At 61.3% G+C, this 12,660-nt stretch carries 14 protein-coding genes; 11 read left to right on the top strand and 3 right to left on the bottom strand.

All coding sequences use genetic code 11. The features are described from left to right. Positions 1-45: 45 nt before the first annotated feature. Positions 46-960: a LysR substrate-binding domain-containing protein gene (locus NKJ84_RS03030; protein ID WP_502900455.1), complete on the bottom strand. Its 915-nt coding sequence runs from the start codon at positions 958-960 to the stop codon at positions 46-48. Positions 961-1,057: 97 nt separating this feature from the next. Here NKJ84_RS03030 and NKJ84_RS03025 point away from each other — a divergent pair, with 97 nt between their 5' ends. The 3 genes from NKJ84_RS03025 to sbmA all read left to right on the top strand — a co-directional run bounded on the left by NKJ84_RS03025 (position 1,058) and on the right by sbmA (position 3,928). Next, a complete protein-coding gene (locus NKJ84_RS03025; protein WP_352505262.1) occupies positions 1,058-1,267 on the top strand; it encodes a hypothetical protein in 210 nt (69 codons plus the stop codon). 112 nt (positions 1,268-1,379) lie between these two features. Continuing rightward, the gene (locus NKJ84_RS03020) at positions 1,380-2,534 is read left to right on the top strand and encodes a YbfB/YjiJ family MFS transporter (protein ID WP_352505261.1); all 1,155 of its coding nucleotides are present in this window, start codon (positions 1,380-1,382) and stop codon (positions 2,532-2,534) included. 116 nt (positions 2,535-2,650) lie between these two features. Then, positions 2,651-3,928 (top strand): peptide antibiotic transporter SbmA, encoded by a 1,278-nt coding sequence (gene sbmA / locus NKJ84_RS03015; protein WP_352505260.1) that lies wholly within the window; start codon positions 2,651-2,653, stop codon positions 3,926-3,928. 26 nt (positions 3,929-3,954) lie between these two features. Here the strand turns inward: sbmA and NKJ84_RS03010 are convergent, their stop codons facing one another. Then, a complete protein-coding gene (locus tag NKJ84_RS03010; RefSeq protein ID WP_352505456.1) occupies positions 3,955-4,947 on the bottom strand; it encodes a polysaccharide deacetylase family protein in 993 nt (330 codons plus the stop codon). Positions 4,948-5,151: 204 nt separating this feature from the next. Here NKJ84_RS03010 and NKJ84_RS03005 point away from each other — a divergent pair, with 204 nt between their 5' ends. After that, the gene (locus tag NKJ84_RS03005) at positions 5,152-5,817 is read left to right on the top strand and encodes a tetratricopeptide repeat protein (protein WP_352505259.1); all 666 of its coding nucleotides are present in this window, start codon (positions 5,152-5,154) and stop codon (positions 5,815-5,817) included. Between the two features lie 6 nt (positions 5,818-5,823). Then, the gene (gene der / locus NKJ84_RS03000) at positions 5,824-7,257 is read left to right on the top strand and encodes a ribosome biogenesis GTPase Der (RefSeq protein WP_352505258.1); all 1,434 of its coding nucleotides are present in this window, start codon (positions 5,824-5,826) and stop codon (positions 7,255-7,257) included. 252 nt (positions 7,258-7,509) lie between these two features. On the opposite strand, the gene NKJ84_RS02995 is transcribed toward der, so the two are convergent. Beyond that, positions 7,510-8,265: an SDR family NAD(P)-dependent oxidoreductase gene (locus tag NKJ84_RS02995; protein WP_352476622.1), complete on the bottom strand. Its 756-nt coding sequence runs from the start codon at positions 8,263-8,265 to the stop codon at positions 7,510-7,512. A 188-nt stretch (positions 8,266-8,453) separates the two neighbouring features. Between NKJ84_RS02995 and NKJ84_RS02990 the strand changes: the two genes are divergently transcribed. From NKJ84_RS02990 to NKJ84_RS02965, 6 genes are all read left to right on the top strand, one after another. Continuing rightward, positions 8,454-9,026, top strand: a complete 573-nt coding sequence (locus NKJ84_RS02990) for a L,D-transpeptidase (protein WP_352505257.1) — start codon at positions 8,454-8,456, stop codon at positions 9,024-9,026. 199 nt (positions 9,027-9,225) lie between these two features. After that, positions 9,226-9,360: an ABC transporter gene (locus tag NKJ84_RS02985; RefSeq protein ID WP_254820414.1), complete on the top strand. Its 135-nt coding sequence runs from the start codon at positions 9,226-9,228 to the stop codon at positions 9,358-9,360. A 148-nt stretch (positions 9,361-9,508) separates the two neighbouring features. Further along, the gene (locus NKJ84_RS02980) at positions 9,509-10,081 is read left to right on the top strand and encodes a hypothetical protein (protein WP_254820425.1); all 573 of its coding nucleotides are present in this window, start codon (positions 9,509-9,511) and stop codon (positions 10,079-10,081) included. Between the two features lie 200 nt (positions 10,082-10,281). Continuing rightward, positions 10,282-10,869 carry a protein-S-isoprenylcysteine O-methyltransferase gene (locus NKJ84_RS02975; protein ID WP_254820426.1) on the top strand — a complete coding sequence of 196 codons (588 nt, stop codon included), beginning with the start codon at positions 10,282-10,284 and terminating at the stop codon, positions 10,867-10,869. A gap of 10 nt (positions 10,870-10,879) precedes the next feature. Further along, on the top strand, positions 10,880-11,659 hold the full coding sequence (locus NKJ84_RS02970; RefSeq protein WP_352505455.1) for a hypothetical protein: 780 nt from the start codon (positions 10,880-10,882) through the stop codon (positions 11,657-11,659). Beyond that, positions 11,656-12,546, top strand: coding sequence for an SDR family NAD(P)-dependent oxidoreductase (locus NKJ84_RS02965; RefSeq protein WP_352505256.1), 891 nt, complete (start codon positions 11,656-11,658; stop codon positions 12,544-12,546). Before NKJ84_RS02970 ends, NKJ84_RS02965 begins: the two co-directional genes overlap by 4 nt. The last annotated feature ends 114 nt before the right edge of the window (positions 12,547-12,660 follow it).

The raw sequence follows: 12,660 nt of genomic DNA, 5'->3' as shown, positions 1-12,660 counted from the left end.
TAGACCGGCGTTACCGACCTTTCCACTCTGATGACGCCGGCAGGTCTAGCTGACGCTCTCGAGCGACCTGAACTGCGCCATCGTCGCCTCGATCTCTTCGCGCACCCAGATCTTGAAATCCCTGACCTTGCGGCTTTCGCCCTTGCTGGCCGAAGTCACCAGCCAATAGCCGAGCCCGCTCTGGGCGCGTATGCCGAACGGCGCAACGAGACGGCCGTCGACCAGCGCGTCGGCGGCCAGCAATTGCCAGCCGAGCATGACGCCGTGACCGGCAATCGCCGATTCCAGGCACAGCATCGGATCTGTGAAGCGCGCGCCTTTCATGAAGGTGACCGGCTCCACCCCGGCCGCTTCGAACCAGCTCTCCCAACTGATCATCGATCTTTCGTCTGTGATCGCACAAGTCAAAGCAAGGTCCTCGATCGATTTCAGCTTGCTGGCGATCACCGGTGCACAGACCGGAAACACCTCTTGCGCCAGCAGCAATTCGGCCCGCCCGCCCGGCCATTTGCCGTCGCCGAGCCGGATGGCGACGTCGATGTCCGAACGATCGAAATCGGCAAGCCGCACCGAGGCATCGATGCGCAGGAGCACGTTCGGATGCCGGGCAAAATGCCGCGATAGCCGCGGCAGCAGCCATTTCGAGGCGAACGCCGGCGCCACCGAAACCACCAGCGTGCACTCCGAGCTTTCATCGGCAAGCGCCACCGCCTGTGCGAGTTCGCGAAACCCGGCGCTGAGCCGCGCGGTAAAGACGGCACCGAATTCCGTCGCCACCAGGCCAGCTGGCGTTCGTTCGAACAGCGCCCGGCCGAGCTGCTTTTCTGTCCGGTTGATCTGCTGGCTGACGGCGCTGACCGAGACGTTGAGCTCGCCGGCCGCCGCCGCAAGCGAGCCCAGGCGGGCAACGGTTTCCACGGCGCGCAAGCCGTTGAGATGGACGCGGTTCAGAGTAGCCATACAGTTTTTCTAAACTCGAGCGGCGGAAATCTCAATTGCCAGACGCTAACGAACGGCGGATTCTAAGTGGGTTACGCAGAGTGAGGAGGCAAATCCGATGAAGATTTTATCATGGCTCGGCGCCTTTTCCTCGATCGGGACGCAGCCACACCGGCACGACAGCGAGGCCATCAGCTGGGTGACCGATCCGCTGTCGCATCCGGTGCTCGACACCATGTCGGAGCGCGAACTCGCCGACATGCCGTTCAGGCTGACCGCGCGTCGCACTCGCTTCGAGACGGCCTCGACAAGAACCTGCTGCGGTTGAGTCTCCTGAAGAAGCACCTCGGGCGAGCCAACCGCCGACGCGGCTGCGCAACCCTTCTGGCCCAACAAAAGGCGGATTGTCTCACCGGCAGGCGCACTTATGGTGCACTGCAATGAACATCGCTTCGCCCTTGCGCCTGGCAATCGCCGGCATGATTGCCCTGGCCGTCGCCATGGGCATCGGCCGCTTCGTCTATACGCCGATCCTGCCCGGCATGATGGAAGAGCTTCGCCTGTCGCCGGCCGATGCAGGCTGGATCGCATCGGCCAATTATCTCGGCTACCTCGTCGGCGCGCTTGCCGCCACCGGCGGCTGGGCGCAGGGCCGGGAGCGCCAGCTGATGCTGGCCGGCCTTGCCGCCACCGCGATCCTCGCCGGGCTGATGGGCCTGACCGGTACCATGACCGGCTTTCTCCTCATCCGCTTTCTTGCCGGCCTCGCCAGCGCCTTCGTGCTGGTCTTCATGACCAGCATCGTTTTCGGTCATCTCGCCGCGGCCGGGCGAAACGACCTGCAGGCGCTGTATTTCGGCGGTGTCGGCCTCGGTATCGCGGCATCCTCGGGGCTGTTGGCGCTCCTTGTCACCGAACACGCCGGCTGGGCGGCGGGCTGGCTGTGGTCCGCGGCGATTTCGGCCTGCGGCTTTGCCGCCGTCGCCTTGCTGGCTGCCGGCACCTCGACCGCGAACAGCGTTGCCGGGCCCGAGCCGGCACTGCCAAAAGACCGGTCGCTGGTGAAGATCATTGTCGCCTACGGCCTGTTCGGCTTCGGCTATATCGTCACGGCAACATTCCTGGTCGCCATCGTCCGCCAGGGCGGCGGCGGCCGGATCTTCGAGGCCGTGGTCTGGATGGTCACCGGCCTTGCCGGTTTCCCCTCGGTCTGGCTGTGGCAGAAGCTTACGGCCAGGATCGGGCTCTATGCCACCTATGCCCTGGGATGCCTCGTCGAAGTGATCGGCGTCAGCGCCAGCGTCGCCATGGGCGGGCGCACCGGGCCGCTGCTCGGCGGCCTTCTTGTCGGCGGCACCTTCATTGCCATCACCGCGCTTGGCCTGCAGGCCGGCAGGCAGCTTGCTCCGCAAGCACCACGCCGGATGCTGGCGGTAATGACGGCCGCCTTCGGCCTTGGCCAGATCATCGGCCCGATCGTCGCCGGGCTGCTCGCGCAGGCCTCAGGTAACTTTTTCCTTGCCTCGATCGTTGCCGCCGCCGTCCTGCTCGCTTCCGGCGCGATCGCCTGGTCGGCTGCGCCAAAATCGCCATGATTATGGTCTTGCTCGGCGCCGGGCGTCGGGCACGGGCATTTTCTTTCCCACTAATGTGTGACTTTATGCCCGCTGACCAACGCCGCTGATTTGCGCCGACCGAGGATTTCGCCACAGTGTTCGTATCGTTTTTTCCGCAGCCGAAGCTGTTTTTCACCTCGGTCGCCGTCTGGAGCCTTCTGCTCGTTGTTCTTTGGTTTTTCGGCGGCGAACACCTCGGCACGATGCTTGGCATGCCGCCAGTCGATCCGCAGGCAGCGCCTGTCATAAGCCCAGTGAGATTCCTGACGGCGTCATTCCTCTGGTTCTACGGATATTTCTTCGCCGGTATCGGCATATTTTACCTTTTTTGGGCGCTGTACGCCCCCCATCCCTGGCAGAATTGGTCGATCCTTGGTTCTGGTTTGGTTGTTTTTGTCACTAATTTCATCGTCCAGATAAGTGTGGCGCTGAACGATTGGCGTGGCATGTTCTACGACATGGTGCAGAGGGCCCTGACCACACCCGGCTCCGTCACGCCTGCCGAGCTTTACTACGGAGTGTGGCAGTTCCTCTCTTTGGCGCTGGTCTATATGACCATCGCGGTTTTGAACGTCTTCTTCGTCAGGCACTATGTCTTCCGCTGGCGGACGGCCATGAACGACTATTTTACCGCCTATTGGCCGAGGCTACGTCATATCGAAGGGGCGTCGCAGCGCGTTCAGGACGACACGATGCGCTTCTCGAGCACAATGCAAGGGCTGGGAGTGAACTTCATCGATTCCGTTATGACCCTCATCGCATTCCTGCCCTTGCTGGCAGCTCTGTCTCGTCATGTCCCAACCCTTCCTATCGTCGGAGCGATTCCCTATCCACTGGTAATCGCCGCAATCGTGTGGTCGTTGTTCGGCACTGGGTTGTTGGCCGTGGTCGGGGTCAAGCTTCCTGGCCTGGAATTTCGAAATCAACGGGTTGAAGCCGCTCTGCGCAAGGAACTTGTCCTTGGTGAGGACGATATGGCAAGAGCGCAACCGCCAACCCTAGCTGAGCTGTTCGCGAATGTTCGGAAGAACTATTTCACCCTCTACGCTCATTATGTCTACTTCGACATGGTCCGGTATCTCTATCTCCAGGTAGACAACGTTTTCGCCACACTTATTCTTGTTCCGACTCTCGCTGTAGGCAAGATAAGCTTCGGCATTTTTCAGCAGGTCGTCTCCGCCTTTTCCCAAGTCGCCAGTTCGTTCCAGTATCTCGTCAATTCCTGGCCTACTATCGTCGAGTTGATTTCTATCTACAAACGTCTGCGCGCGTTCGAAGCGACCCTTGAAGGGGCACCGCTGCCGGTAATCGATCAGCACTATCTGGAACGGGAGCAAGCTGGCCTGCGCCCTGAGGATCAGCCAGCAAGCTAAGAAAATCGGGTGGCGAGCGCTTCCGCTCAGCCGCCCACCGCCGCCTGCCGTTCGCCTCGCTGCGATAGATAATCGCGAAAACTGATGCACTCGACGTCGGCCTTGATGCAGACCTCGCCGGCAAAGCGTTCCAGCGCGTTCCAGTAGGCGCCGTCATTCATCAGCGTGAAGTGGAAGCCGAGCTCAAGCGGAATGCGCTTGCCCCGGTATTGCGCATCGAAGGCGGCGCGGAACGCGTGATAGGTCCGGTCAGCGAACTCTTCCGCCATGCTCGGCCGCTCGAAGCCGCCGGAATGCCTGACATAGAGATTGTAGTCCATGGCGATCACCCGCCTTGAGCTCGGCCCTTCCGGGATCTGCGGCAGCGAAAAGCGCGTGATGCCGCTGACGGTCGGTGGCTCAACCGGCTCACGCGAGACGCCGCTTGCGTCGAGCAGGAAACCGGCCGCGGGCAGCGCCTCGTAGAGCGCCTTGTTTGCCGACAGGTAGGGCGCGCGAAACCCGACCACCGATTTGCGGGCGAAATCGCGCCAGTCCTTCGGTTCAGGAGCAATGCCGTTGATCGAATAGGCGTTTTCGAGAATATGCTTGAACGAGCCGAACTCGCTCAGCCAGTCGGCTTTGCTCCAGTCCTTGCCATCGAAATGACCACAGCCATGGCTGCCGATGTCGTGGCCTTCCCTAGCGGCGAGGTTGATCTGCTCGAGCCGCTCGGCGACTTCCTGTTTGGAGGCAGCGAAGCCGATATTCGATTTGCCTTCTGTCTTGCCGGGCGCGGTGTATTGCTTGCGTGTCTCGGGCGACAGCAGGAACACGCAGGAGACAAAATAGGTGAAATGCGCGCCTGTGCGCCGGGCCAGCGCCCGGCTGCGCTGCCACTGCGAAATGTCGCGGGCGCTGTCGAATGAGATGATGACGATCTGCTTCGGTTTTGTCGGCGGCGGCGGCGGGTCGGCAAATGCCGCGCCGGTAGCAAGCGCGGCAATCGAAAACGCAACAACGCGGGACAAACGGGGCAAAGGCATCTGACCGGATCAAGGAATGTAGAAGCGACGCCTACCGCTGAAATATGGCACGGGTACGATCGACCTGTACGGCCGCCGTTGGCGGCGACTGCCTCGTGAATAGGCGATTTTCCTGCCGAACCCCTTCCATGCCGGCAAAATTTCGCTAAAACGCGGGCTCATCAACCGCCCCGCCCGGGGCATGAATGGTTTTGATCCATGTCGGACGACAGTTTTATCCGCGAAGTCAACGAAGAGATTCGTCGCGACCAGGCGCATGCGCTGTGGGACCGTTTCGGTCCCGCCTTGCTCGTGCTGGCCGTGCTGGTGGTGCTCGGCACTGCTGCTGTCGTCGGCTACCGCTATTGGGACGAAACTCGCGCCAACCGCTCGGGCGATGCTTTTTCGCAGGCGCTCAAGCTTGCCAATGACGGCAAGAACGACGAGGCGCTTGCCGCTCTGGAGGCGTTGGAGAAGGACGGCTACGGCGCCTATCCGCTGCTCGCCCGCATGCGCGCGGCAACCGTCAAGGCGGACAAGGGCGACGTCGACGCCGCCGTCAAGGATTTCGACGAGGTCGCCGCCGACACCAAGATACCCTCCGGCATTCGCGACATGGCTCGGCTCAGGGCAGCGCTGCTTCTGGTCGACCACGGCTCTTTCGCCGATGTCTCCAGTCGCGTCGAGGCGCTCACCGCCGAGACCAACACGCTGCGCCATACGGCGCGCGAGGCGCTTGGCCTTGCCGCCTGGAAGGAAGGCAAGGCGGCGGATGCATTGAAGCTGTTCGACCAGATCGCCGCGGATGATGGCGCCCCGCGCAACACGCGCGAGCGGGCGACTTTGATGTCCGAGCTGATCCGCGGCTCGGGCGGCGTGTCGTGATAGTCCATGACCTTCAAAGTCGCCATCATCGGCCGGCCTAACGTCGGCAAATCGACCCTTTTCAATCGGCTGGTGGGAAGGAAGCTGGCGCTTGTCGACGATACGCCGGGCGTCACCCGCGATCGCCGCGTCCATGCCGCAAAGCTCTACGACCTGCATTTCGACGTCATCGACACCGCCGGCTTCGAGGATGCGGCTGCCTCGACGCTGCCCGGCCGCATGCGCGCCCAGACCGAGATCGCCATCCGCGAGGCCGACCTGATCTTTTTTACGATCGATGCCAAGTCCGGGCTGATGCCCGACGACAAGACCTTCGCCGAGATCGTGCGCAAGTCCGGCAAGCCGGTTGTCGTCGTTGCCAACAAGGCTGAGGCGCGCGGCGCCCAGGGCGGCATGCTGGAGGCCTGGGAGCTCGGCCTTGGCGAACCGATCCCGGTCTCGGCCGAACACGGCCAGGGCCTGCCCGATTTGCGCGACGCGGTGATCGCAGCACTTGGCGAGGCGCGCGCCTTCGGCGAGGACGAAGAGGCCGGCGAGGATGAGGTCGCCGCCAGCGAGGTGCTAATCGGCGAGGACATCACCGACCCGGACGCCGAGCCGAGCTATGACGACACCAAGCCGATGCGCATCGCCGTCGTCGGCCGCCCCAACGCCGGCAAGTCGACGCTGATCAACGCACTAATCGGCGAGGAGCGGCTGTTGACCGGCCCTGAGGCCGGCATCACTCGCGATTCCATCTCGGTCGACTGGGACTGGCATGGCCGCCGCTTAAAATTGTTCGACACCGCCGGCATGCGCCGCAAGGCCAGGATCCACGAAAAGCTCGAAGTGATGTCGGTGCAGGACGGCTTGCGCGCCATCCGCTTTGCCGAAATCGTCATCATCGTGCTCGACGCCACCATTCCCTTCGAGAAGCAGGATCTGCAGATCGCCGACCTGATCATCCGCGAGGGCCGTGCCCCGGTGATCGCCTTCAACAAATGGGACCTTGTCGATCATCCCCAGGAGTTGCTGGCCGAGCTGCGCGAAAAAACCGAGCGGCTGCTGCCGCAGGCGCGCGGCATGCAGGCGGTGCCGGTGTCGGCCGAGACCGGGCGTGGCCTCGACAAGCTGATGGATGCTGTCATCAGGACGCATCGAGTTTGGAACAGCCGTGTGTCGACCGGCAAGCTCAATCGCTGGCTGGAAGGCATCCTGGCGCATCATCCGCCGCCCGCTGTCGCCGGGCGTCGGCTGAAGATCAAATATGTCACGCAGGCCAAGACGCGGCCGCCGGGCTTCGTCGTCTCCTGCTCACGGCCGGATGCGATGCCGCAATCCTACGTCCGCTATCTCTCGAACAGCCTGCGCGAGGCTTTCGACATGCCCGGCGTGCCGATCCGCATCGCCTTGCGCACCTCGGACAATCCTTTCGCCGGCAGGGCGAAGAAGCGCCGCTGAGCTGCGCGTCTTCTGGGCGCCAGCATCAGGCTACGCTCGGCAGGCCGCTCGCGGGCAGCGCCTGCACATTTTCGGGAAGGCGATTCCACCGACACCTGCAGCAGGATGTCGGCAAGTCGCGCCGCCACCGGGTCTGGCTCGGCCTTCCTTGCGATGCGGCAACAGGCCCATCTCAGGCAGTGCGGGCAGCCCGGCGATCTCCGGCGTCATCGCCCTGACGGTGGCCGGCGCGAGTGGGGGCAGCCTCTGCACCTAATGGGCGGTGTAAGCTCCGTCCACCAGATGGTAGCTCCCAGTGATAAAGCTGGCCTGGTCGGACAAGAGGAAGCATACAAGAGCCGCTACCTCTTCTGGTTTCCCGCGCCTGCCCATCGGCTGAAGACCTGCCATGCGCCGGCTGGCTAATGCCTCCATTTGCTCCGACAAAAGAGGCGTTTCGATCCAGCCGGGGCCGACTACATTGATCCGGATGCCCATCCTGGCATATTCGATCGCCGCAACTTTGGTTAGTCCAACGACTCCGTGTTTCGCTGCCGTGTATGCGGACGCAGTTGGCAAGCCGACGGAACCGAGGACGGAGGACATGTTCACGATGGCGCCTCCGCCTCGATCCAGCATCGCGGCGATTTCGTACTTCATGCTGTAGAAAACGCCATTTAGATTGACGTTTATCAGCTTGTGCCAGTTGTCGAGCGGATAGTCTGCCGTGGCTTTTCGAATGCCGTCGATACCTGCATTGTTTACCGCCATATCCAGTCCGCCGCATTTCTGGACAGTGAACTCGATCAGCTTTTCCACGGCTGCCGCATCCGTGACATCTACCGCAAAGTCGTAGGCCCTGCCGCCTTGCGAGCTTATTTCGGCGGCTCTGCAGTGCGCGGCCTCGGCATCAAGGTCGGCGACAACAATCTCGGCTCCTTCTTGCGCGAGTTGCCGTGAAACAGCCGCCCCTATTCCGGAGCCTGCGCCGGTCACAATCGCGACTTTACCATGGAAGTCAGGCTTCATCGTCTCTGTCCTATGCCAATTTTGACATAACCGAACAGAGGCAGACGGTTATCGCAAGAAGTTTCGCTCCAATTCGCTTGTCAATCCTGTGAATTCATTTTGCCACCACACAGCGAGACTTGGCGCGCAGGCCTTGGAATGGTAGAGACGAGGGCGGCGGTAGATGACCAGTTTCCTAGCAGGTACAAATGGAAGAACACCACATTGCGCGCCGGGGGCTCGTGCTGGGTAGTCTGGCTCTGATGGTCTCCGGATGTACGTCGATTTCATCCGCGTTCGGACCAAGGCGTGGCCTGAATCCTCGTTACCGACGACAGCACGTGCGGTACGACGGAAACGAGCCGGCCGGAACGATCGTCGTCGATACTTCGCAACGCTTTCTCTATGCCGTCGAGACGGACGGGTGGGCGACGCGCTACGGCGTTGGCGTCGGCGAGCAGGGACTTTCGTTCAAGGGTACAGCGACCGTCGGCCGCAAGGCGGACTGGCCGTCGTGGACACCCACCGCCAGCATGATGCAGCGCAAGCCGCGCCTGGTGAAGTATGCAGGGGGGGTCCCTGGCGGACCAAACAACCCGCTTGGTGCGCGTGCCCTTTATCTCTATCAAGACGGGCGCGACACCCACTTCCGGATACATGGTACAAACGAGCCATGGACGATAGGCACAGCGGTATCGAACGGGTGCATCCGTATGATAAATGACGACGTCATTGACCTCTACGACCGTACTCCTTTGGGCACGACGGTGGTGGTTGTTTGATGGTGGGCAGGCCTGATCTCCGTTGCATGGTGAACCCTGCCAGCACGTCACCGCAAAGGTGCCGCCGGCAACTGGATGCCAACTGTGTCATTTCTGCACTAGGCGTTGGTGTAGATCGCAGCTAACTTGGTGGGGCTGCATATCGTTTTAGTTGTGGCGATTCTATAGGCTATTCCGCCCCCGGGGAAAGGATTGCTTGATGAACAGGATATTGGTTGCAATGGTTGCTGTGCTCGCCGTTGCCAGCCTGAGCGGCTGCGCGAACGACTGGATCGGCAAAGGAAAGGGTAAGGCTCCGGCACCCGCTCCGGTAGAGGAACCAGTGATTAAGTAAGGACCGGCTTGTATGGGGAAGGGGTGCCAAGCCCTTCCCCATACATACGCAGCCGGGGCTTTGGCCGGCTTCATAGCGTCCGGCGCGGTTGGCGGGCATAGGCCGTTATTAGGTCTGTGCATTGTGAAGTTCGGGAATGGACGCGGCGATGACGCTTGTAAGTAGCCGTCTCTTGCTTGTGGCATTGGTGGCCCTCCCGGCAGCGGCATGTCAGACGAAAGACCTGCCGCCCCAGCCGAATTTCGTATCTTATGCCGATGGCGGAGCTGCGCCTAAAAAAAACGACGAGCGGTACTTCATCGAGTTCCGCTCCCGCTACGCCCTAAGCTACGGCCACACCTACGCAGTTTTTGGGCGCCTGGACCGGGCCGGGAGAATGATCGATCCCCAAGTCGCGGGCCTTCACCCGGCTTCGAACAGTGCGGTTCCCTATGTTCTGGGCCATATCGTGCCGGTGCCAGCCGAAACCGGGTGGAGCGACGGTGATCTGGAAGAACCATACAGATCCGCAAGCTGGCGAATCATATTGACCCGGGCCGAATACGACAAAGTCGTTGCCTACATCCGCAAGCTGCAGGCGAGCTCGCATGTCTGGCAGGCGACGGTCTTGAACTGCAACGGCTTCGTGGCGGACATCGCTCATTCCATGGGATATAAGACTCCCGCCATTCAGCTCCGGCCGCAACAATTCATAACCGAGCTTCGGGAGATGAATACATAACCAAGATTCGAGGGATGAATGGGACCGAATGCGATCGGTACTGCCCCTCCGGCTTTCGCGTGTGCGGACTAACTCGGAGAGGATCGCTGCGCCTGAAGGTAGGCCGGTGACGAAATCGAGGCGATGGGTGAAGTGGCCATACTCAGGGGCAGCTGCTACAGTCGCGATCGCAGAAAGGGCGCTGGTGACCTGAAGTGACCATTGCTTTAGCCTCACTTGGCGAGATCATATGGGTGATCGGCATCGTCGCTTGGTACGTGATCCGGTATCCCTTCGAGCGCCGGGCAAGGCGCGTGCGAATAGTAGCTGGCGGCCGCTCAAGTTCCGACACCGTCGGGCTTGCATCGGCTCTCCTTGGCCTGGCGATCCTGCCTGGCTTCTATGTCGCCACCGGCATCCCCGCAGCGGCTGATCATCCGGCCAGCGTGTGGTCGGTGGCGCTCGGAACCATCATCTTCTGCTCAGCGCTGTGGATTTTTCGCTTATCCCACAAGGAACTTGGCCGTAACTGGTCGATTACGCTCGAGATTCGCGAACGGCATGAACTGGTCAGCGCCGGGCCATACGCCTTGGTCCGTCACCCTATGTACACCTCTTTCCTGCTTATGGGGCTCGGCCAGCTCTTTCTGCTGCCGAACTGGGTTGCGGGCATATCGGGTTTGGTTGGTTTCGCAGTCCTTTTCCTGCTGAGAGTGGATAAGGAAGAGCGTATGATGCTGGAGAATTTAGGCTCGCAATACCGTGTCTATATGGAAAGGACCAAGCGAATATTCCCTTATCTTTATTAGAGGTCGTTTTATGCAAGGCCGAGCCCTCAAGCTTTCCGCGCCCCGGCGCCTTGTTGGCGACCTGATGAGGTTTTCGATCGGCGTGCCACGGGTCGCGGTGCAGCGTCAGATGAATCTCGGCCCACTCGTAAGGGCTAGAATGGCGCAGCAGACCAGGCCCTCGTGGACCGCGATCTTCCTGAAAGGGTATGCGCTTCTTGCCCTAGAGACCCCGGAGTTGCGGCGCGCCTATGTCAAGTTGCCCTGGCCGCAGCTTTACGAGTATCCGGCAAGCGTAGCCTCGATTGCCCACGAGCGCGAATATGATGGCGAGCCGGCCGTTCTGCTGAGCTGCATCAAATGCCCGGAGCGCTACTCCATCACGGAACTTGAGCGATCCATCCACGCGGCTCGATCACGGCCGATCCAGGAGGTCCCGGAGTTTCGGCGTGCCTTGCGGATGGCAGGTGCGCCCGCGCCAGTCAGGTGGCTGCTTATGTGGCTAGGGTTGAACATCGCCCGGCAAAGGGCAAATTACTTCGGTACCTTCCAACTGTCCGTCTATTCTGGTCTCGGTGCGGAATCACTCAACCCGCTGACACCACTGACCACCCTTCTAAACTACGGTCCGATCGGCAAAGACGGATCGGTGAATGTCCGCATCCACTACGATCACCGGGTCATGGATGGAGCGAACGTCGCACGAGCACTGGAGAGATTCGAAAAGATTCTGAACGGCACTGTCGCCAATGAAGTGGTGCTGCTCGGTCAAGGTGTTTCCGCTCCTGCAAGACAGAGGAATGCGAAGTGATTTCGCACTGTGAATTCCGGCCAGCTATCGTCGTGATTGGCGGCTCGGGTGGAATTGGCCGGGCGATTGCGAGCGTCGCTGCAAGGGAGCGCGGTGCGGTTGTGCTGGTTGCCCGCTCACCTGAGGGTTTGGCCGCCGCGGCGTCTGAGGTTAGGGAGGCGGGCGGCGAGGCATTCACGCTCGAGTTGGATCTCGTGGCAGGCGATGCGCCAACGCGCCTGGAGGGCTTTCTGTCCGCACACGGCCTGGTCTGTGATGTCCTGGTCAACAGCGCCGGGTACGGCCTGCGGGGCGCGACGACGGCGCTGCCTATTGATGGTCAACTCGGCATCATCGATCTCAATATACATTCCCTCACAGAACTGACCCTTCATTTTCTGCCGGGAATGGTGGCACGCCGACGGGGCGGGGTGCTCAATCTCAGTTCCGTGGCCGGGTTCGTTCCCGGGCCTTATATGGCTCTGTACTTCGCTAGCAAAGCTTTCGTGCGCTTCTTCTCAGAGGCGCTTCACCAGGAATTGCGCCGAACCGGTGTGACGGTCACATGCGTTGCACCAGGCCCGGTGTCCACGGAGTTTCTCGCAAGATCAGGCGCCAATCAGACGGTGCTCTTCAACATCTTGCCCAAGGTGGATCCGAAGTATGTGGCCGAACAGGCGTGGCGAGCGTTCAAATCCGGTCGTCGCCTCGTCGTACCGGGAATCTCGGGTAAGTTGGCTGCCCTTGTGGCAGCGCTCCTGCCTTCCGCGGCGCTGCTGCCCCTGGTCGGCCGGCTGCAACGCGGCGGCAATGATCAATGTCCTTGCGGTTCAGGTATGAAGTTCAAGAAATGCTGCGGTACCCGCCAGATTCAGCTACGCCGGGGCCCTCGGGGAATTATCCCCTGACCGGACCAGCACGTCACCGAAAAACCTCATTGAAACAAGAGACCGCTCGCCGATGACGGGCGTAAAGTAAGCATGTTGGTAGCATAGAGGCGAGGCTTTCGATATGCCCGGCGC

It is taken from the genome of Mesorhizobium sp. M0048 (assembly GCF_040323405.1).
In the GTDB taxonomy this organism is placed as follows: Bacteria; Pseudomonadota; Alphaproteobacteria; order Rhizobiales; family Rhizobiaceae; genus Mesorhizobium.
The sequence above is the reverse complement of the archived record's forward strand: the minus strand, read 5'-3'. Positions and strand labels throughout refer to the sequence as shown.

Excerpts from the sequence above, each read along its gene's own strand:
- NKJ84_RS03030 (WP_502900455.1), bottom strand. The coding sequence starts at position 960 with ATGGCTACTCTGAACCGCGTCCATCTCAACGGCTTGCGCGCCGTGGAA.
- NKJ84_RS03025 (WP_352505262.1), top strand. The coding sequence starts at position 1,058 with ATGAAGATTTTATCATGGCTCGGCGCCTTTTCCTCGATCGGGACGCAG.
- NKJ84_RS03020 (WP_352505261.1), top strand. The coding sequence starts at position 1,380 with ATGAACATCGCTTCGCCCTTGCGCCTGGCAATCGCCGGCATGATTGCC.
- NKJ84_RS03005 (WP_352505259.1), top strand. The coding sequence starts at position 5,152 with ATGTCGGACGACAGTTTTATCCGCGAAGTCAACGAAGAGATTCGTCGC.
- der (WP_352505258.1), top strand. The coding sequence starts at position 5,824 with ATGACCTTCAAAGTCGCCATCATCGGCCGGCCTAACGTCGGCAAATCG.
- NKJ84_RS02995 (WP_352476622.1), bottom strand. The coding sequence starts at position 8,265 with ATGAAGCCTGACTTCCATGGTAAAGTCGCGATTGTGACCGGCGCAGGC.
- NKJ84_RS02990 (WP_352505257.1), top strand. The coding sequence starts at position 8,454 with ATGGAAGAACACCACATTGCGCGCCGGGGGCTCGTGCTGGGTAGTCTG.
- NKJ84_RS02985 (WP_254820414.1), top strand. The coding sequence starts at position 9,226 with ATGAACAGGATATTGGTTGCAATGGTTGCTGTGCTCGCCGTTGCCAGC.
- NKJ84_RS02980 (WP_254820425.1), top strand. The coding sequence starts at position 9,509 with ATGACGCTTGTAAGTAGCCGTCTCTTGCTTGTGGCATTGGTGGCCCTC.
- NKJ84_RS02970 (WP_352505455.1), top strand. The coding sequence starts at position 10,880 with ATGCAAGGCCGAGCCCTCAAGCTTTCCGCGCCCCGGCGCCTTGTTGGC.